This is a genomic window from Streptomyces sp. NPDC088254 (assembly GCF_044740925.1).
Lineage (GTDB): Bacteria > Actinomycetota > Actinomycetes > Streptomycetales > Streptomycetaceae > Streptomyces.
Window position 1 is genome coordinate 267922 of the sequence record NZ_JBIURQ010000004.1, and the last position, 18246, is coordinate 286167.

At 72.0% G+C, this 18246-nt stretch carries 12 protein-coding genes and 1 pseudogene; 6 read left to right on the top strand and 7 right to left on the bottom strand.

All coding sequences use genetic code 11. The features are described 5' to 3' along the window. Positions 1-210: 210 nt before the first annotated feature. Positions 211-1068 carry a helix-turn-helix transcriptional regulator gene (locus ACIOC0_RS14220; protein WP_130442206.1) on the bottom strand — a complete coding sequence of 286 codons (858 nt, stop codon included), beginning with the start codon at positions 1066-1068 and terminating at the stop codon, positions 211-213. 311 nt (positions 1069-1379) lie between these two features. Beyond that, a complete protein-coding gene (locus tag ACIOC0_RS14225) occupies positions 1380-2135 on the bottom strand; it encodes a GPP34 family phosphoprotein (protein WP_351091466.1) in 756 nt (251 codons plus the stop codon). Between the two features lie 238 nt (positions 2136-2373). Between ACIOC0_RS14225 and ACIOC0_RS14230 the strand changes: the two genes are divergently transcribed. From ACIOC0_RS14230 to ACIOC0_RS14240, 3 genes and pseudogenes are all read left to right on the top strand, one after another. After that, complete coding sequence (locus ACIOC0_RS14230) at positions 2374-4896, top strand: D-alanyl-D-alanine carboxypeptidase (RefSeq protein ID WP_402155297.1); 2523 nt, start codon at positions 2374-2376, stop codon at positions 4894-4896. Between the two features lie 67 nt (positions 4897-4963). Beyond that, positions 4964-5345 (top strand): annotated as a pseudogene (locus ACIOC0_RS14235) (IS200/IS605 family accessory protein TnpB-related protein); the annotation flags it as partial. Positions 5346-5464: 119 nt separating this feature from the next. Continuing rightward, the gene (locus ACIOC0_RS14240; protein WP_402155298.1) at positions 5465-7432 is read left to right on the top strand and encodes an MFS transporter; all 1968 of its coding nucleotides are present in this window, start codon (positions 5465-5467) and stop codon (positions 7430-7432) included. Between the two features lie 52 nt (positions 7433-7484). Here ACIOC0_RS14240 and ACIOC0_RS14245 read toward each other — a convergent pair whose 3' ends face one another. Next, positions 7485-8339, bottom strand: a complete 855-nt coding sequence (locus ACIOC0_RS14245) for a hypothetical protein (protein WP_402155299.1) — start codon at positions 8337-8339, stop codon at positions 7485-7487. Positions 8340-8491: 152 nt separating this feature from the next. Between ACIOC0_RS14245 and ACIOC0_RS14250 the strand changes: the two genes are divergently transcribed. Together ACIOC0_RS14250 and ACIOC0_RS14255 are read left to right on the top strand one after the other, a co-directional pair. Then, positions 8492-9277, top strand: a complete 786-nt coding sequence (locus ACIOC0_RS14250) for an SDR family oxidoreductase (RefSeq protein ID WP_402155300.1) — start codon at positions 8492-8494, stop codon at positions 9275-9277. Between the two features lie 174 nt (positions 9278-9451). Then, positions 9452-11014, top strand: coding sequence for a sodium:solute symporter family protein (locus tag ACIOC0_RS14255; RefSeq protein WP_402155301.1), 1563 nt, complete (start codon positions 9452-9454; stop codon positions 11012-11014). A gap of 28 nt (positions 11015-11042) precedes the next feature. On the opposite strand, the gene ACIOC0_RS14260 is transcribed toward ACIOC0_RS14255, so the two are convergent. From ACIOC0_RS14260 to ACIOC0_RS14275, 4 genes are all read right to left on the bottom strand, one after another. Beyond that, positions 11043-12167 (bottom strand): ADP-ribosylglycohydrolase family protein, encoded by a 1125-nt coding sequence (locus tag ACIOC0_RS14260; protein ID WP_402155302.1) that lies wholly within the window; start codon positions 12165-12167, stop codon positions 11043-11045. A gap of 130 nt (positions 12168-12297) precedes the next feature. Then, positions 12298-12873 (bottom strand): hypothetical protein, encoded by a 576-nt coding sequence (locus ACIOC0_RS14265; RefSeq protein WP_402155303.1) that lies wholly within the window; start codon positions 12871-12873, stop codon positions 12298-12300. 170 nt (positions 12874-13043) lie between these two features. Beyond that, positions 13044-15656, bottom strand: coding sequence for a bifunctional FO biosynthesis protein CofGH (locus tag ACIOC0_RS14270; RefSeq protein ID WP_402155304.1), 2613 nt, complete (start codon positions 15654-15656; stop codon positions 13044-13046). A 67-nt stretch (positions 15657-15723) separates the two neighbouring features. Further along, positions 15724-16590, bottom strand: a complete 867-nt coding sequence (locus ACIOC0_RS14275; protein WP_402155305.1) for an LLM class F420-dependent oxidoreductase — start codon at positions 16588-16590, stop codon at positions 15724-15726. Positions 16591-16666: 76 nt separating this feature from the next. Between ACIOC0_RS14275 and ACIOC0_RS14280 the strand changes: the two genes are divergently transcribed. After that, positions 16667-18178 carry a CehA/McbA family metallohydrolase gene (locus tag ACIOC0_RS14280; RefSeq protein ID WP_402155512.1) on the top strand — a complete coding sequence of 504 codons (1512 nt, stop codon included), beginning with the start codon at positions 16667-16669 and terminating at the stop codon, positions 18176-18178. The last annotated feature ends 68 nt before the right edge of the window (positions 18179-18246 follow it).

An 18246-nucleotide genomic window follows, 5' to 3' on the forward strand; every position in this document is an offset into this window, starting at 1 on the left:
CGCCCCGGGCAGGAACGCGAGCCCAGGAACGGTTTCCGCCAACGGCGTTGCCCGATGGCGTGATCGACGCTACTCGCCGACATCGACGTACGAAGCGACTATTCACTCGACCGGATGGCATATTCCAGATGAGTCTTCCGTCCCGGTTGGGTCGGGTGTACTCTGCGGCACCTTCCACACCCGACGGCCTCTCAGCGGCCGCCAACGGCACTACTGGGCGTACTCCTTGGCGATCCGCGAGATGAACTGCCGGGACTGCTCCACGTTCAGCGCCTGCGCCCGCAGATGCTCGTACATCACGCTGTACTTCTGGACGTCGTTCGGCTTCTCCAGGTACAGATCGCTGGTGACTCCCTCGATGTAGACGACGCTGGAGTCGGACGCGTCGGGGAACTCCAGGATCGCGTACTGGCCGTTCAGGCCCGGGTGCGCGCCCATGTCGAAGGGGATCACCTGCACGGTGACGTGCGGCAGTTGGGACTGCTCGACGAGATACTCCAGCTGATCCCGCATCAGGGACCTGCCGCCCACGACACGACGCAGCGCCGCCTCGTCCATCACCGTCCACAGCCGCAGCGGGTTCTCCTCGGCGCTGATGCGTTCCTGACGGCGCATCCGCACCTGCACCCGCTTGTCGATCTCGGCCGGCGCGGTCTCCGGCAGCGCGCCGGCGATCAGCGTCTCGGCGTACTGCCGGGTCTGCAGCAGGCCGGGCACCACCTGCGGGTCGTACACGCGCAGGCTCGCCGCGTCGGTCTCCAGGCCGATGTAGACGCTGTAGGGGACGTCCCCGAAGGCGTGCCACCAGCCCTGCTGACGGGAGTCCTTCGCCATCTCCATCAGCGAGTCGACCATCCGCTGGTCCTCGACCTCGTAGACCCCGCACAGATCGCGGACGTCACGTTGGCTGATGCTGCGCCGGCCGTTCTCCAGACGGCTGATCTTCGACTGCGACACGAGCAGGCGGTCGGCGACCTGTTCCGCCGTCATGCCCTTGTCCTCGCGGAGCTTGCGCAACTCCTGGCCCAGCCGGCGCCGCCGGACGGTGGGATTGACATTCGACGCCACGGGACGTGCACCTCCGGCTGCATGCCTGTATCTGACACTTTGCGTATCTGCTGTTGAGCAGACTGCCACCAAGGTGCTTTCCACCGCTGGAAAACGGTGGATATGCGATCGCCTGCCCCGGACATGCGTCCGCGCGGGACGGCGACACCGAAGGACGTCCCTGCTGACGGACGTACGGCGTCACCGCCCCGCGCGGGCCGCGGCGGCTCCCGAACGGGTCTTACGGGTCGTGCGCATCGCACGGGTACTACGGGTGCTACGGGTCTCACGGGGGTGAAGGGGTCCCCGTCAGCCGTCCCTCAAAGGTGTGCTCAGTGGGCCACGACGCGTGCCATGGCGCTTCGATGAGGCTGCACCGGAACGCCACGGGCGGGCTCCGGGGCCGTCCTCGCTCCCGGTCCGGCCTGACGGCCGGCCTGGGCCGGGCTCCGGCGCGGCTGGGCCGCCGCGCCGTTCTGAACGTCCATCACGGCGTGCGCCACGAGGCCGCCCATGGGGTCGTGCCTGATCAGGTCCCGCAGCCGGGAGCGGGACGAGCGTCCCTCGTTGCCCGGGTACAGGTGCTTGCCGAGACCGACCGCGTGCGCCAGCGCGGCGAGCGCCGCGGTCCGCGGGTCCGGCGGCACGCCGGTGCGGATCGCGGAGTCCAGCCGGGCCCTGATCTCCCGGCTGATCGCCGTGTCGGTCGCCTGGTAGCGAGTCGTCGGCAGCACTCCGCACATCTGGCCCGCCACGGCATGCACCATGCCGCACCGCTCCAGATGCGAGAGGTAGGTCTGACGGAGCCCCAGCCGGGGTCCGCCGATCCAGTGGACGGCCCGTACGGGAGCGCCGCGCCTTCGCAGCAACTCCAACGCGCAGTCCAGAGTCGGATCTCCAGTCGGCCGTGGGGACACCACGGCGATACGATCCCCGTCTGGGGCTATCCGTCCGGCCAGCGCCAGCTCCACTAGCTGCGCTCCGGCCAGACCAAGGTCGAGCGACTGCGGCTGCGCAGTGGTACCCGTGGTCGGGTCCAATGCCAGCAGCAGAAGCTCCTCCGGAAGTGTTCTGCGGCTCCTGCCCATCCATGCCTCCCCGCGTGGATGAATGACAGGGTGACCCCTCTCACATTCATCTGTCGAGGGTGCGTGACCGGTTCGTAGTGGAACCAGTAGGTATGTCGTTCTCGTCTACCGCAGGAGCCAAGGTCACTACCCAGGACACTGGTAGATGGTTCGGACAGCGCGTACGGCACTGTCACGGGCGGCGGTTCACGGTTCGGCAGGCGCGCGCGGTGGGCGTGCGGCACATGAGGAGGCATCGGTGGCGGGCGAGTCCCCCGACAAGTCGAAGTCGAAGCAGCGCGAGTCGTCGGCAGAACCGACGTCGGGGAGCGCCGGCGCGGTTCCCGAAGCTCGGGATCCCAGGGTCGCGGCGGCACGTGACGGCGAGGCGTCGAGTTCGTCGAGTGCGGCACGCGGGGGTGTGGACACGGCGACAAGGGTGTTCTCCGTCCGCGAGCTGAAGACCGACGAGGACGGGCAGGAGGAGCGGGGCGAGCCCGAGGAGAGCGCTGAGGAGGCCTCAGAGGCGGCCGAGGGCTCCACGGAGAAGGCCGACGCCTCCGACGGCGCCTCCGGCGGCTCGGGGAGCGGCGACGGGCGTCTGCGGGCCGCGGTGGCCCAGTGGGTGGCCTCCGCGGACGAGGAGACGGCCGAGGCCCCGGAGAGCACGAAGGACGCGAAGGACTCGGACGAGACCGAGGGGTCGTCCGCGGCCCGGAGGGATTCCGGGGCCGAGGAGGAGTCCGAGAAGGACTCCGGGGCGAAGCCCGTCGCCAAGTCCGCGCCCAAGTGGGCCGCGAAGGACGACGCCAAGGCCGAGGACGAGGCGGGCGACGCCCCCGAGGACGAGGCTCCCAAGGGCGGCGAGACCTCCGAGGAGGACACCGCCGAGGACGACGAGCCCGAAGCCGGCAAGGCCGACGACGCCCCCGCGAACGACACGGAAGCCAAGGACGCCAAGTCCCCCAAGGCCGCCGAGGACGACGAGGACGCCGACACCGACGCCCCCGTCGACCAGCCCACCGCCATCTTCAAGATGCCGTCCGCCAAGCCCGCCGTGGACCAGCCCACCACGATGCTGAAGCTCGGCGGCGACGCCACCGAGCCCGTGTCCGGGGCGAAGAAGGACGCGAAGAAGCCGGCCACCGACAAGCCGAAGGCCGACGCCGACAAGCCGAAGGCCGACGACAAGGCGAAGGCCGCCGACGGCGAGGCGGAGCCCGACCCCACCCCCGCCCCCGAGCGCACCAGCAAATTCGTCGCGCTCAAGCCCCTCGACGACCCCTCCACCCGCAAGCCGCCGACCGCCGCCCCGGCCGAGCCGACGCCCGCACCGGCCGAGCCCGGCGCCAAGACGACCGCCAAGCCTGAAACCAAGCCGGCCGCCAAGCCGTCCCCGCAGCCGACCACCGAGCCCTCGAAGCCCGCGAAGCCGGCCGCCGACGCCACCGCCGTCGTGCCGCAGATCGGCCCCGAGCGCACCACCCAGCAGCCGCTGCCGCCCAAGCCGCCGCTGGACCTGCTGGCCGAGCTGACCAACACCCCGCCGCCCCCGCCCACTCCGCTGCGCACGCTGGGCCGCCGGGTCAAGATCTGGACGCCGCTGTTCGTGCTGCTGGTGATCGTGTTTGCGATCGCGCAGGCCGTACGGCCGCTCCCGGCACCCGCGCTGGCTCTCACCGCGAAGGAGACGTACACCTTCGAGGGCGGCAAGCTCACGCTGCCGTGGCCCGCGGACGGCCAGGGCTCGATGGACGTCACCGGCATCGGCACCATGAGCAGCTTCGGCGACCAGAAGCCCGTGGCCATCGGCTCGGTGGCGAAGGCGATGACGGCGTACGTCGTGCTCAAGGACCACACGCTGAAGTCGGGCGAGGAGGGGCCGGCCATCACCGTCGACCCCACCGCCGAGAAGGAGGGCGGCTACGACGTCAGCGGCGGCGAGTCCACCCTCAACACCGTCAAGGCGGGCGACAAGCTCACCCTGCGTCAGGCCCTGTCGGCCGTGATGATCCCCTCGGCGAACAACATCGCCCGGCTGCTGGCCCGTTGGGACGCGGGCAACGAGGCGGCCTTCATCGCCAAGATGAACGCCACCGCCAAGCAGCTGGGGATGACGAACACGACGTACACCGACGCCTCGGGGCTGAAGGAGACCACCGTCTCCACGGCCGCGGACCAGGTGAAGCTCGGCAACGAGCTGGTGAAGATCCCCGCCCTGGTGGAGATCACCAAACTGCCGAAGTGGTTCGACCCGACCGGCAAGGAGTGGCGCAACTACAACACGCTCGTGCCTTACAACAACGCCATCGGCCTGAAGACCGGCTCCACCAGCAAGGCCGGCGGCAACCTGCTGTTCGCCGCGACCAAGGAAGCCGGCGGCAAGACCGTCACCCTGGTGGGCGCGGTCCTCGGCCAGCACACCGCGCCGATCATCGACACGGTCAACGCGGTCAGCAAGACCGCGCTGCTCGCCGCCCAGGACGCGATGACCTCGGCGAAGATCCTCAAGAAGGGCGACGTCGTCGGGTACGTGGACGACAGGATGGGGCACCACACTCCCGTCGTGGCGACCGAGGACGTCTCGGCGGTCGGCTGGGCCGGGCTGACGGTGAAGCTGTCGTTCGCCCCCGGTGAGGTTCCGCACACGGCGAAGGCGGGCACCCAGGTGGGCACGCTCACCGTCGGCGACGGGGTCAGCGGGGCCGTCAAGGTTCCGGTCGCGCTCCAGTCGGAGCTGGCCGAGCCTGGCTTCCTGGACAAGCTGACCCGCGTCAGCTGAGCCCCGCACCGCTCACAGTCCCCTCACGCACCCCGCCGGGCAGCCGCCCGGCGGGGTGCTGATCACCGGCGCCCAACACTGGCAGATACCCCTCACCAGCACGACCCGCACCACCACCCGCCACGAGGCCGCCGCCGTGGCGATCGGAAGGCGCGCCCTGGGACACCGGATCCGGCTGGGGGTACCTCCCAAGGCCCTTAAGGCACTGGGGGAGGACGGCACCGCCCCCTCCGCACCGGCGCGATGCGGAGGGGCATCGGACCGTCCAGGCCGCAGCGGGCACCCGGGAGCGTGCGGAAACCCGCCTCCGCATCACCGGACCACGGACACGATCCGTGCGTGCCGGATGCGGAGCGAAAGCGGGGGACCAGTGTGCCCACAATCGTTCGGGGCACGCGGCTGAGCGTGAGTCCTGGCACCAGGACTCACTCCCGCTCAGTCATCAGGAACGGTGCGTGCTAGCGTCCCGAACCGGGACAGGTCGGCGGTCGTGGCGACGCGGCCGTGCAGCGAGCGCGAACGCGACGCGACCGAGGACGGGAAGACGGGACACGGGGAGTGCCTTCAGGTGGCCACTGCGGAGCCGAGACGCGCCGACGACACACGGGTGCGCTTGCCCGCGCCGCAGGCGGGCGACCACGACCGTGACGCCCGCCCGGCCCCCGCTGCCCCAGACGCCTCAGACGCCTCAGACGCCCGCGACGACGACCTCGCATCCGGTGACCCCGTGAAACCCGACGCCGAGCCTGCCGGCCCGCGGAACACCACCGCCGCCCCGCAGGAGACCGCCCCCGAGCCCACCCCCGCTCCGGGCGGCGTCGCCGAGCGGGCGCGCGCCTGGTGCCGGCGGCATCTCGTGCTGTCCGTCACCCTGCTGTCCGGTCTCCTCCACGTCATCTGGTTCTTCACGTTCGCGAACAGCGGCGGGGACCTGGCGGCGCAGGACGCGTGGGCCGAGTTCGTCGGCCGGCACCCCGATTCCGCGTACAACCTCGCCTGGTACGGCGGCATGCACCCGGTGTCGTACAGCGTGGTGTCGCCGTATCTGATGTCCGTGCTCGGCGTCCGTACGACGATGATGATCGCCGGGACGATCTCGGCGGGGCTGCTGACGCTGATCCTGCTGCGCTGCCGGCCGGTGCGGGACCCCCTGCCGCCGGCGCTGGCGGGCGTGTTCGGGCTGCTGTGCAACGCGATCTCGGGGCGGGTCACCTTCGGGCTCGGCACCATGTTCGCGCTCGGCGCGGTCGCCGTCGTGTTCTGCTGGCCGCACCGCTGGCGCTACAAGCGGTGGGCCAAGGCTCTGTGCGCCGCGCCGCTGGCCGCGCTGGCCACGATGGGGTCGCCGGTGGCGGGCCTGTTCGTGGGGCTGGTCGCCGTCGCGATGTTCCTGCAGAAGCGGCGGCCTGGCGCGTGGGCGCTGGGCCTCGCCCCGGCGGTGGTCGTGGCGCTGTCCGCGTGGCTGTTCCCGTTCTCCGGAACCCAGCCGATGCTGTTCGGCTCGACCGTGCTGCCGATCCTGTTCTCGGTGGTGGTCTACATCGCCGTCCCGCAGGACTGGACGACCGTGCGGATCACGGCGGCGGTGTACGGGACCGCGGTGCTCATGGTGTGGATCGTGAGCTCGCAGATCGGCTCGAACATCACGCGGCTGCCGATGCTGTTCGCGGGTGTGGTGCTGATGGCGGCGCTGCCGTTCGCGGCTCCGAAGACCCGCAAGTGGTACGCGATCGTGCTGACCACGGCCGTGTTCGTCGGCTTCGTCGGCTTCAAGACGGTCGACGACATCATCCACACGACGCCGAGGGCGTCCTGGGCACGTGAGCTGGCGCCGCTGGTCAACGAACTCCAGGAGGTCGGCGCCGAGCGTGGCCGGGTGGAGGTCGTGCCGGCCCGCTCGCACCGCGAGGCGTCCGCGCTCGCGCCGTACGTGAACCTGGCCCGCGGCTGGAACCGCCAGGCCGACATGAAGCGCAACCCCCTCTTCTACGACGACACCCTCAACTCCGCGAACTACCACCAGTGGCTCCAGCGGTGGGCCGTGCACTTCGTGGTCCTGCCGAAGGACGAGCCCGACGGGGACGGCGGGCAGCGGGAGCGTGCGCTGTTGCAGCGCGGGCTGCCGTTCCTGGAGCAGATCTGGGGCGACGCCAACTGGCAGCTGTTCCGGGTGAAGGACCCCGCGTCCCTCGCGGAGCCGAACGCCGTCGTGCAGCGGGCGGCGCAGGGTGAGCTGACGGTGGACGTGCGGAAGGCCGGGCGGGTGCTGATCAAGATCCCGTACTCGCCGTGGCTGAGCATCGTCGACGCGGAGGGCGAGAAGCTGGAGCCGCCGCAGGAGACCCAGGCGTCCAAGGACCGCTCCGAGGGCGAGGCCAAGACGTACGACAACCTCAACGGGTGCCTCTTCGAGACCGAGGAGGACGGGGAGGGCGACAAGTGGACGATGCTGGTCGCTCCCCGGGCGGGGACGTATCGCCTTGCCGCGCCGTACGAGCTGCCCCGGGGGACACCGTGCCCGGACGAGATGCGGTGACGTTCCCGTCCCGGTGACGGCGGCCGGAGTGGGCGTCGCCGCCCGGGGCCGGTCAGCGCAGGTCGGCCACGTGGGTGTCCGTGCCCGGGATCGTCGGGATGAAGGGTGCCAGCAGTTCCAGCCGTCCGAGGCCCGACTCCCCCACCGCCGTCTCCAGGTCGGCGAAGTGGGCGTCCCAGCAGTCCCTTGGGTCGCTCTGCAGGAACCACAGCAGGGTCAGCCGGGTGCCGACGCCCTCGACCTGCTTGACGTACGTCATGCGGTCGCCGGGCAGGGGGGTCGGGCGGAAGACGGTCACCATCGCCGTCGGTGAGCCGGCGAGACGCCGGGGGAGCAGGCGGGTGCGCAGCCAGTCCAGGAGGGCGGGGCGCTGCTCGGGGGTGTCGGCGTCGACGACCTGGAGGACCAGTCCGGCGTAGGGGTGGTCGAGGGCGTGGAAGTCGCGGGGGCCGGCCGCACCGTCGCGGTAGACGGTTGTCTCGTGGTCCTGGAACGCGGTGAAGACGTGGGTGCGGTCGCGGTAGACGCGGGCGTCGCGGTTGAGGCGTTTGTTGATGGCGACCGTCCAGCGCATGTGGTCGTCGTAGCGGCCGTCGGTGATCCAGTAGGTGGAGAGGTAGCAGCCGGCGGTGACGGGCTGGGCGATCGCCGACTTCTCGGGGGCGCGCAGGAGCTGGAGGTCGCGGGTGGCGACCCAGCGGCGGCCCGCGTACATCCAGGGCATGGCCATCGCGCCGGCGTAGTAGTGGTCGTCCTCGTACCAGCGGTTGTAGGCGTACTCATGGCCGGGATGGGGTTCGACCATGGTGATCAGGGCGTGGCCGGGGTGGACCCCGTAGGGGCCGACGGCGGCCAGTTCGGCGTAGGTCTCGCTGTGGGTCTCGTCGCTGCGGGTCTCCTCGCTCATGGCGTTCCCTTCCGTCCTCTTCCGTCCTCCTGCGGTCGCCCATACTCTGACGCCCCGTCAGGTGATGCGCCAGGGCGCGTTCCGAAAGTAGCGTCGTCCGCCCGCCGGGCAGGCGGGACTTTCGAAACACGCCCCAGACCCGGGAGGTCCCGATGCCCCTGCTCACCGGCAAGACCGTCGTCGTCTCGGGAGTCGGCGCCGGGCTCGGCCACCAGGTCGCCGCCGCGGTCGTACGGGACGGCGGCGCCGCGGTGCTGGGGGCACGCACGGAGGCGAACCTCGCCAAGAGCGCGGCGGAGATCGACCCGGACGGGACGCACACCGCGTACCGGGCGACGGACGTCACCGACGAGGAGCAGTGCGCGGCGCTGGCGGGGCTCGCGGTGGAGCGGTTCGGCGGCATCGACGCCGTGGTGCACGTGGCGGCCTGGGACTCCTACTTCGGCGGGCTGGAGGACGCGGACTTCGCGACCTGGCAGTCGGTCATCGACGTGAACCTGCTGGGGTCGCTGCGGATGACGCGGGCATGCCTTGACGGGCTGCGGGCGCGGGGCGGTTCGGTGGTGTTCATCGGGACGCAGTCGGCGGTGGCCGCGCCCTCGCAGGTGCGCCAGGCGGCGTACGCGGCGTCGAAGGGGGCGCTGACCAGCGCGATGTACTCGTTGGCGCGGGAGCTGGGGCCGTCCCGGATCCGGGTCAACACCGTGCTGCCGGGCTGGATGTGGGGGCCGCCGGTGCGGGCGTACGTGCAGTTCACGGCGGCGACGGAGGGGGTGGCCGAGGAGGTGGTGCTCGGGCGGCTGGCGGAGCGGATGGCGCTGCCGGAGCTGGCCACGGACGCGGATGTGGCGGACGCGGCGGTGTTCCTGGCGTCGGACCGGGCTCGGGCGATCACCGGGCAGTCGCTGCTGGTCAACGCGGGCGAGCTGATGCGGTGAGCCCTGGGGTGGGCCTTGCGGCGGGCTGCCGGTGAGCCCTCTCCACAGGTTCATGTAAGTGAACATCGGACAGCATGACGAATATTTTTACCTCCCTTTGACCTTACGGTTACTTGTCGTGTTCACGCGACAGCGCCCACGATGAGCGCCGGGCTGATCCCTGGGAGGGCGCACATGAACGGTCTCGACTGGACCGTGCTCATCGGCTACTTCGGCGTGATGGTCGCCATCGGCGTCTGGTCCCACAAACGCGTGGACGACGTCAGCGACTTCTTCACCGCGGGCGGCAGGATGCCGTGGTGGCTGTCGGGCATCTCGCACCACATGTCGGGCTACAGCGCGGTCATGTTCACCGGGTACGCCGGGATCGCCTACACCTACGGCGTCACCTCCTTCGTCACCTGGTCCTTCCCCATCGCGATCGGCATCGCCATCGGGTCCAAGCTCTTCGCGCCGCGCATCAACCGGCTGCGCTCGCGTCTCCATGTCGCCTCCCCGCTGGAGTACCTGAAGAACCGCTACGACCTGAAGACGCAGCAGGCGCTCGCCTGGTCCGGGATGCTGCTGAAGATCGTGGACGTGGGCGCCAAGTGGGCCGCCATCGCGACCCTGTTGTCCGTCTTCACCGGCATCTCCCTCAACCAGGGAATCCTGATCACCGGCGGCATCACGGCCGTGTACTGCACGATCGGCGGACTGTGGGCGGACGCGCTGACCGAGTTGGGGCAGTTCGTCATCCAACTCCTCGCGGGTGTCGCGATGTTCGTCGCGGTTCTGGCCGAACTCGACGACAAGGGCCTCGGGCCGGTCAGCGCGTGGGACGAGCCGGCCATGAAGGGCCACGCGGAGCCGCTGGTCGGCGACTACGGCGTGGTCTTCCTGCTGGCGTTCCTGTTCATCAAGCTCTTCGAGTACAACGGCGGCATGCTCAACCAGGCCCAGCGGTACATGGCCACCGCCACCCCGCGGGAGGCCGCCCGCTCGGCGCGACTGTCGGCGGTGCTGTGGCTGGTGTGGCCGCTGGTGCTGTTCTTCCCCATGTGGATGTCACCGCTGCTGGTGAAGTCGCAGAAGCCGAACGGCTCCGACTCCTACGCCCTGATGACCGAACAGCTCCTGCCGCACGGTCTGTTGGGCCTCGTCATCGTCGGCTTCTTCTCGCACACGATGGCCATGTGCTCCTCCGACGCCAACGCCATCGCCGCCGTGTTCACCCGGGACTGCGCGCCGGTGGTGTGGCGCAGGGCGCGCACCTGGAGCGAGGGTCAGGGCCTGCGGGTGGCGCGGATCGCCACGGTCGTCTTCCTCGGGCTGTCCATGGCGGCGGCGACCCAGGTCAACTCGCCCACGTTCAAGGACATCATCACCGTGGTGATCAAGTGGGTGGCCGGGCTGATGGGCCCGATGGCGATCCCGATGATGCTCGGCCTGCTGCGCCCGTTCCGGCGCTCCGGCCCGACGGCGGCCCTGACGAGCTGGTCGATGGGCCTGCTCGCCTTCTGGCTGGTCAACTACCCGATCAACTGGAACGTCGAGGGCGGCGTGCCCCTCCAGTACCAGGTCTCGGTGCCGCTGGCCGTCTCCCTGGTCCTCTACATCCTGATCGGCTACCTGAAGCCGGAGGACACCCCGGAACGTCTGGCGATCATCGACCGCGTCAACGGCGACGGGGGCGACACGGGCGCTGCGGCGGAGTCCGAGAGGGCGGCCCGCACCTCCAGTCCGTCCGGGGCTTGAGGACGAGACCCGCCGACCTCGACGAGTCTCAGTCCACCCCGCCCCGGGGATACCGCGCCAACCAGGCGGCGGAAGCCCCCGCAGGGCTGTGCAGGGCCGGCCCCTGCGTCATCTCCATCGCGAAGTCGTCGCACAGTTCCAGCATCGTCGGACGGCCCTCCAGCTCGGCCACCCAGGCCGGCGGGAGGGCCGTCTCGCCGTGCAGCGCGCCGAGCAGCCCGCCGGTCAGCGCGCCGGCCGGGGCCGAGCGGGCGCCGTGGTTCACCGCGAGGCGCAGCCCGTGCCGTACGTCCTCCGCGACGAGGGCGCAGTACACGGCCGCCGACAGCAGTCCCGCCGCCGTCCCCTCCCCCGCCAGCTCCGCCACCCGCGCCGGGCCGGGCATCCCCTGCCGCACCGCGCCGAGCGCGCGCTGCAGCGCCTCCGACACCGGCTCGTGCCCGGGGCGGGCGGCCAGCACGGCGAGCGCCCGCTGCACCGCGCCGTCGAGACTGTCGCCGCGGGCGAGGGCGTGCACGGTCACGGCGTACGCGCCCGCGGAGAGGTACGCAACCGGGTGGCCGTGGGTCTGGGCCGCGCACTCGACGGCGAGCTGGGCGACGAGCTGCGGCTCCCAGCCGACCAGCAGCCCGAAGGGCGCCGACCGGGCGGCTGCCTCGGGGCCCGTCTCGTCGGGGTTCTTGGGCGCCTCCAGAGTGCCCATCACCTCGTCGCCGAGCCCGAGGAGCAGCGCGCGGGGCGGGTCCCGGCGGACGTACAGCCACTCCTCGTGGGCCAGCCAGCCGTCCTCCTTGCGGCGCAGGTCGGGGCCCCAGTCGCGCTGGGTGGCCGCCCATCTGAGGTAGGCGCGGTGCAGGTCGGTCGGCGGGTACCAGGCGCCGGTGTCCCGACGGACCTGGGCGCGGATCAGGCCGTCCACGGTGAACAGGCTGAGCTGGGTGAGGTGGGTGACGGCGCCGCGACGGCCGTGGACGGGGGCGAGGTCGACGACGGCCTCGGGGCCGTGGGTCTGCCGGATCTCCTCCAGGCCGAGCCGGTCGACGGGCGCGCCGAGGGCGTCCCCGACGGCGGCGCCCAGCAGCGTGCCGCGCACCCGGCTGCGGAAGTCCTGCTGTTCGGTACGGCCCCAGACCGGGCCGGCTGTCGCACCCACCAAGTCCTCCCGGCACCGTCCGTACGTACGACGTTCGCCACTGTAATCGAACGAGGCCGGAGCGGCAGAGGAGGCCTGCCCGGCACGACCGGGGACCGCCTGTCACGGACGGGCGGGGTCGCCGACGCGCTCAGTTGACGACGCGCACCTTCGTGCCCGTCGCGCCGAACGCCCACAGGGCCGAGCCGTCGGCCTTGGCCATGCGGATGCCGCCGGTCTGGGCGCCGGCGGCCGGGTTCGGGGACGCGCCGTCGACGGCGTTGGAGAAAGCGACGTTCACGCCGGACTTCACGGTGAAGTACACGATGTGCTCGATCTCGACACCGTCGGAGCCGGTGGTTGCGTCCTTGCGCAGGGAGATCGTGTAGTTGCCGGGGTCGGGGTCGACGGTGCCCGGCCAGACGAGGAAGGTGCGGCGGGCCGCGTCGTCGGCGTCGACCAGCCAGACGCGGCGCTGCTGGAGGGAGTAGACGATACGGCGGCCCGTGCCGGAGTCCTCGGGCACGGCGGCCTTCGCCGGGGCGGACGGCGCGGGCGCCGGGGGCCGGGGGCTCGCGGAGGCCGACGCGGAGGGCTTGTCCGCCGTCACCGCCGGCCGCTCCCCCTTGTCGGCCTGCAGCGTCAGCGCGCCGACGGCGACGATCGCGCCGGCCGTGAGACCGGTGACCCAGGCCCACGAGGGAAGCCGTCGGGCAGCCACGGGCACATCTCCTCAGATACGGGGCCCCGTCCTCCGGGGCCCGATCATCGTACTGTGCGGTTCCTGCCCCCGGGTTCCCGTCCCCCGGCCGCCGGTTCCCGTCCCCCGGCCCGCGATCCGACGCCGGGACCATGCCCGGCCCGGCGTCGGATCGCGCTGCCTGCACGGAGGGAGTCTCAGTCCAACACCGGGAGCAGTTCGGGCAGATGGCCGTCCGAGGCGGTGGCCGCGCGCTGTCGTTCCTCGGGGACCTCGCCGTACAGGGTGGTGCGGGGCCGGGAGGGGCGGCCGGCCGCGTCGGCGACGGCGATCAGGTCCTTGACCGACTTGTAGGAGCCGTAGGAGGAGCCCGCCATCCGGGAGATGGTCTCCTCCATCAGCGTGCCGCCGAGGTCGTTCGCCCCGGAGCGGAGCATCTCGGCCGCGCCCTCCGTGCCCAGCTTGACCCAGCTGGTCTGGATGTTGGGGATCCAGGGGTGCAGCAGGAGGCGGGCCATCGCGGTGACCGCCCGGTTGTCCCGTGTCGTCGGTCCGGGGCGGGCGATGCCCGCGAGGTAGACCGGGGCGTTGGTGTGGATGAAGGGGAGCGTCACGAACTCCGTGAAGCCGCCGGTGCGTTGCTGGATCCCGGCCAGGGTGCGCAGATGGCCGAGCCAGTGCCGCGGCTGGTCGACGTGGCCGTACATCATCGTCGAGGAGGAGCGGATGCCCAGTTCGTGGGCGGTGGTGATGACCTCGATCCAGGTCGCCGTGGGCAGCTTGCCCTTGGTCAGGATCCAGCGCACCTCGTCGTCGAGGATCTCGGCGGCCGTGCCGGGGACGGAGTCGAGGCCGGCCTCCTTCGCCGCCGTCAGCCACTCGCGGATCGACATGCCGGTGCGGGTCGCTCCGTTGACGACCTCCATCGGCGAGAAGGCGTGCACATGCATGCCGGGGACGCGTTCCTTGACCGCCTTGGCGATGTCGAAGTAGGCGGTGCCGGGCAGGTCGGGGTGGATGCCGCCCTGCATGCAGACCTCCACCGCGCCCACGTCCCAGGCCTGCCGGGCGCGGTCGGCGACCTGCTCCAGGGAGAGGGTGTAGGCGTCGGCGTCGGTGCGGCGCTGCGCGAAGGCGCAGAAACGGCAGCCGGTGTAGCAGACGTTGGTGAAGTTGATGTTGCGGGTGACGATGTAGGTGACGTCGTCGCCTACCGCCGACTTGCGTACGTCGTCGGCGACTTGGCACAGGGCGTCCAGGGCGGGGCCGTCCGCGTGCAGGAGGGCGAGGGCCTCCTCGTCGGTGAGCCGGGTCGGGTCGTCGGCCGCCGTCGCCAGCGCCTGCCGTACGTCGGTGTCGATGCGCTGCGGGACCATGCCGGGGGCGGCGGCCTCGCGCAGGGCGGCCCAGTCGCCGTAGACCTCGTCGAAGTCGTCACGCCGGTCGGAGGTGCGGCCGTCGGTGTCGATGGTGCGGTGCAGGTCGGTGCGGCCGGACGCCTCGAAGGCCTCCTCCGGCTCCTGCCACGGGAGCCCTTCGACGACGGCGTCCGGACGGGCGAGCCCGGTCTCGGGGTCGGCCAGCGCCCGTACGTGCGGCCGCAGCCGCGGGTCCAGCCAGGGCTCGCCGCGCTGGACGAACTCCGGGTAGACGCACAGCCGTTCGCGCAGGGTGAAGCCGGCGGCCTCCGACTTCGCGGCGAGCTCCTCGATCTGCGGCCAGGGGCGTTCGGGGTTGACGTGGTCGATGGTGAGGGGCGAGACGCCGCCCCAGTCGTCGATGCCGGCGCCGATGAGGCGTTCGTACTCGGAGTCGACGAGGTTGGGCGGCGCCTGGAGACAGGCGCTCGGGCCCATGATGTGCCGGGCGACGGCGACGGTGGCGACCAGTTCGTCGAGTTCCGCGTCGGGCATGCCGCGCATCGCGGTGTCCGGCTTGGCGCGGAAGTTCTGGATGATCAGTTCCTGTATGCCGTGGTAGGCGCGCGAGACCTTGCGCAGCGCGAACAGCGACTCGGCGCGCTCCTCGTAGGTCTCGCCGATCCCGATGAGGACGCCGGAGGTGAACGGCACGGAGGAGCGGCCGGCGTCCTCCAGGACGCGCAGCCGCACGGCGGGCTCCTTGTCCGGGGAGCCGTGGTGGGGGCCGCCGGGCTCCGACCACAGGCGGGTCGCGGTCGTCTCCAGCATCATGCCCATGCTGGGCGCGACGGGCTTGAGCCGCTGGAAGTCGGTCCAGGACATCACGCCCGGGTTGAGGTGGGGCAGCAGCCCCGTCTCCTCCAGGATGCGGACGGAGACGGCGCGGACGTAGGCGATGGTGTCGTCGTAGCCGTGCGCGTCGAGCCACTCGCGGGCCTCGGGCCAGCGGTCCTCCGGCTTGTCGCCGAGGGTGATCAGGGCTTCCTTGCAGCCGAGGGCCGCGCCCTTGCGGGCGATGTCGAGGACCTCGTCCGGGGACATGAACATGCCGTGCCCGGCGCGGCGGAGCTTGCCGGGGACGGTGACGAAGGTGCAGTAGTGGCACTTGTCCCGGCACAGCCGGGTGAGGGGGATGAAGACGCTCTTGGAGTAGGTGATGACGCCGGGGCGGCCGGCCGCCTCCAGGCCCGCGTCCCGGACGCGGGCGGCGGACTCGGCCAGGTCTTCCAGGTGCGCGCCGCGGGCCTGGAGCAGGACCGCGGCCTCGGAGACGTCGAGGGCGACGCCGTCCCGGGCACGTTTGAGCGCGCGACGCAGGGAGTTCTCGGTGGGTCCTGCGCCGCCGGGGCGGTCGGCGGGTCCGGTTCCGGAGGTCGCGGAATTCGTCATCTCTTGAGCATACGTTCGCGCTGATCAGGGCCGACGGGGACGCCCGGATACGCCTGCCCGGCCGGCGTCACGCGATGGCGCCGGCGGCGGGCAGGTACCGGGCGCAGTCGTCGAGCAGCCCCAGGACCTCCTTCTCGCCCGCCGGGGGCAGTTGCAGCACGACCTCCTCGATGCCCAGGTCGGCGTAGTACGCGAGCTTGCCGGGGGACGGCTGGACGGCGTACGGGACGACCTGGAGGGCGGACGGTTCGCGGCCGGCGTCGGCCCAGGCGGCGCGCAGCACGGGCAGCGACTCGGACAGGCCGCGCCCGCCGATCGGCAGCCAGCCGTCGGCGTACTCGCCGATGTGGGCGAACAGTTTGGGTCCCGCCGCCCCGCCGATCAGCGTGCGGGGGCCGACGACCGGGCCCCGCGGCCGCTGGACGGGCTTGGGGTGGGCGTCGCTGGCTCGGACGGAGGCGTAGGGGCCTTCGTGGGCGGTGGGCCGCGCCGACCACAGGGCGTGCATCACCGCCATCCGGTCCCGGACGAGTTCACGGCGGGTGCGCCACTCCACGCCGTGGTCGGCGGCCTCCTCGACGTTCCACCCGTAGCCGAGGCCGAGGGTGAACCGTCCGCCGGACAGGTGGTCCAGGGTCGCGATCTGCTTGGCGAGGCCGATCGGGTCGTGCTGGGCGACGAGAGTGATGCCGGTTCCCAGGCCGAGGTTCTCCGTCACGGCCGCCGCCTGGCCGAGGGCGACGAAGGGGTCCAGGGTGCGGCCGTACTCGCGAGGCAGGTCGCCGCCGGCGGGGTAGGGCGTTGTCCGCTCCACCGGGATGTGGGTGTGCTCGGGCAGATAGAGGCCGGCGAACCCGCGTTCCTCCAGCTCCCGGGCGAGGCGGGTCGGGGTGATCGTCTCATCGGTGAGGAAGATCGTGACGGCGATGCGCATGAGTGGCCTTTCGTCTCGTCCGACTCGGCGACGCGGGAGTCGCCCTCATCTGTACCGCCGCAAGGAGCGACTGTCCATACCGACCGGTCGGCATCAGCCGTGGGCCGCGCTTCTCCCGGCGACGACGGTCGCCGTCGGGCCTACGCTTCCAAGAGTGGGCTTCTTCCCGGCCGGCGGCGGCCGTGAGCGGGTGACGAGGACCGTGCGGGGCACACTGCCCGCCGGCGCCCCCGACTATGTGTACATACCCGTCGACGTCCCGCCGGGTGTACGGGAGTTCAGGGTCGCGTACGCCTACGACCGCCCGTCCGTCCCCCCGGGCACGCCCCGCAACGCACTCGACGTCGGCGTCTTCGACGAGCGGGGCACCGAGCTCGGCGGAGAGGGCTTCCGGGGCTGGTCGGGAGGCGCCCGCTCGGAGTTCTTCGTCCGCGCGGACGAGGCGACGCCCGGCTATGTCGCCGGCCCCGTGCGCGAGGGGAGGTGGCATGTGGCGCTGGGCCCCTACACGGTGGCCCCGCAGGGCTTGTCCTACGAGCTGACGGTCACGCTGACCTTCGGCGAGCGGGGCGAGACCCCCCGGCCGGCGTACCCGCCGGAGCGGGCGCGGGGCCGGGGGCGAGCCTGGTACCGGGGCGACTGCCATCTGCACTCCTGGCACTCCGACGGCCGCCGCACACCCGGCGAGATCGCCGCGCTGGCCCGGGCGGCCGGACTGGACTTCGTCAATACCTCCGAGCACAACACCCATGCGGGGCACGGCGCCTGGGCGGACGCGGCCGACGACGACCTGCTGGTCCTCCTGGGTGAGGAGGTCACCACGCGCAACGGCCACGCCCTGGCCGTGGGCACGGACCCCGGCACCTTCGTCGACTGGCGCCACCGGGCCCGCGACGACTGCTTCGGCCGGTTCGCCCGGCAGATCCGCGCGGCGGGCGGCCTGGTCGTCCCGGCCCACCCGCACGCCCCGTGCGTCGGCTGCGGCTGGCGGTTCGGCTACGACGAGGCGGACGCGGTGGAGGTGTGGAACGGGCCGTACACACCGGACGACGCGACGACGCTGGCGGACTGGGACGCGCGGCTGGCGTCGGGGGCGCGCGGGGGCCGGCGGGAGTGGCTGCCGGCGATGGGCGGCAGCGACGCGCACCGGGCCCCGGACGCGGTGGGGCTGCCGCAGACGGTGGTCCTGGCCGACGACCTGACCCGGCGGGCCGTCCTGGCGGGCCTCCGGGCCGGCCGGTCGTACGTGGCCGAGTCGGCCGGACTGTCGCTGACGTTCACGGCGACGGACGCCCGGGGGGCGGGGGCGGGCATCGGGGAGCGGCTGGACGTGGAGCCGGACACCCCGGTGACCGTCCGCCTGGAGGTGACGGGCGCCCCCCGCTGCACGGTCCGCTTCGTGACCGACCAGGGGGTGCTGTTCACGGGCGGCCCGCTGCCGGTGTCGGGCCGGGGCGTCGCGGAGTGGGCCACGACGCCCTCGCGCGCGACGTACGTGCGGGCCGAGATCCGGCACGAGACGGCGGTGGGTCCGGTGCCCGGGGTGATGGCCGCCTTGACGAATCCGGTGTTCCTGGGGCGGAAGTGAAGCATCCCCCTGACGGGAAAAGGGGCAGCACCTCCTGCTCGTCACCCCGCTCCGCGAGGACCTGGAGA

What these genes read in the sequence shown, in the direction of transcription:
- ACIOC0_RS14225 (WP_351091466.1), bottom strand. Translation starts at nt 2,135, where the DNA reads ATGGGCAGGAGCCGCAGAACACTTCCGGAGGAGCTTCTGCTGCTGGCA.
- ACIOC0_RS14245 (WP_402155299.1), bottom strand. Translation starts at nt 8,339, where the DNA reads ATGAGCGAGGAGACCCGCAGCGACGAGACCCACAGCGAGACCTACGCC.
- ACIOC0_RS14250 (WP_402155300.1), top strand. Translation starts at nt 8,492, where the DNA reads ATGCCCCTGCTCACCGGCAAGACCGTCGTCGTCTCGGGAGTCGGCGCC.
- ACIOC0_RS14255 (WP_402155301.1), top strand. Translation starts at nt 9,452, where the DNA reads ATGAACGGTCTCGACTGGACCGTGCTCATCGGCTACTTCGGCGTGATG.
- ACIOC0_RS14270 (WP_402155304.1), bottom strand. Translation starts at nt 15,656, where the DNA reads ATGACGAATTCCGCGACCTCCGGAACCGGACCCGCCGACCGCCCCGGC.
- ACIOC0_RS14275 (WP_402155305.1), bottom strand. Translation starts at nt 16,590, where the DNA reads ATGCGCATCGCCGTCACGATCTTCCTCACCGATGAGACGATCACCCCG.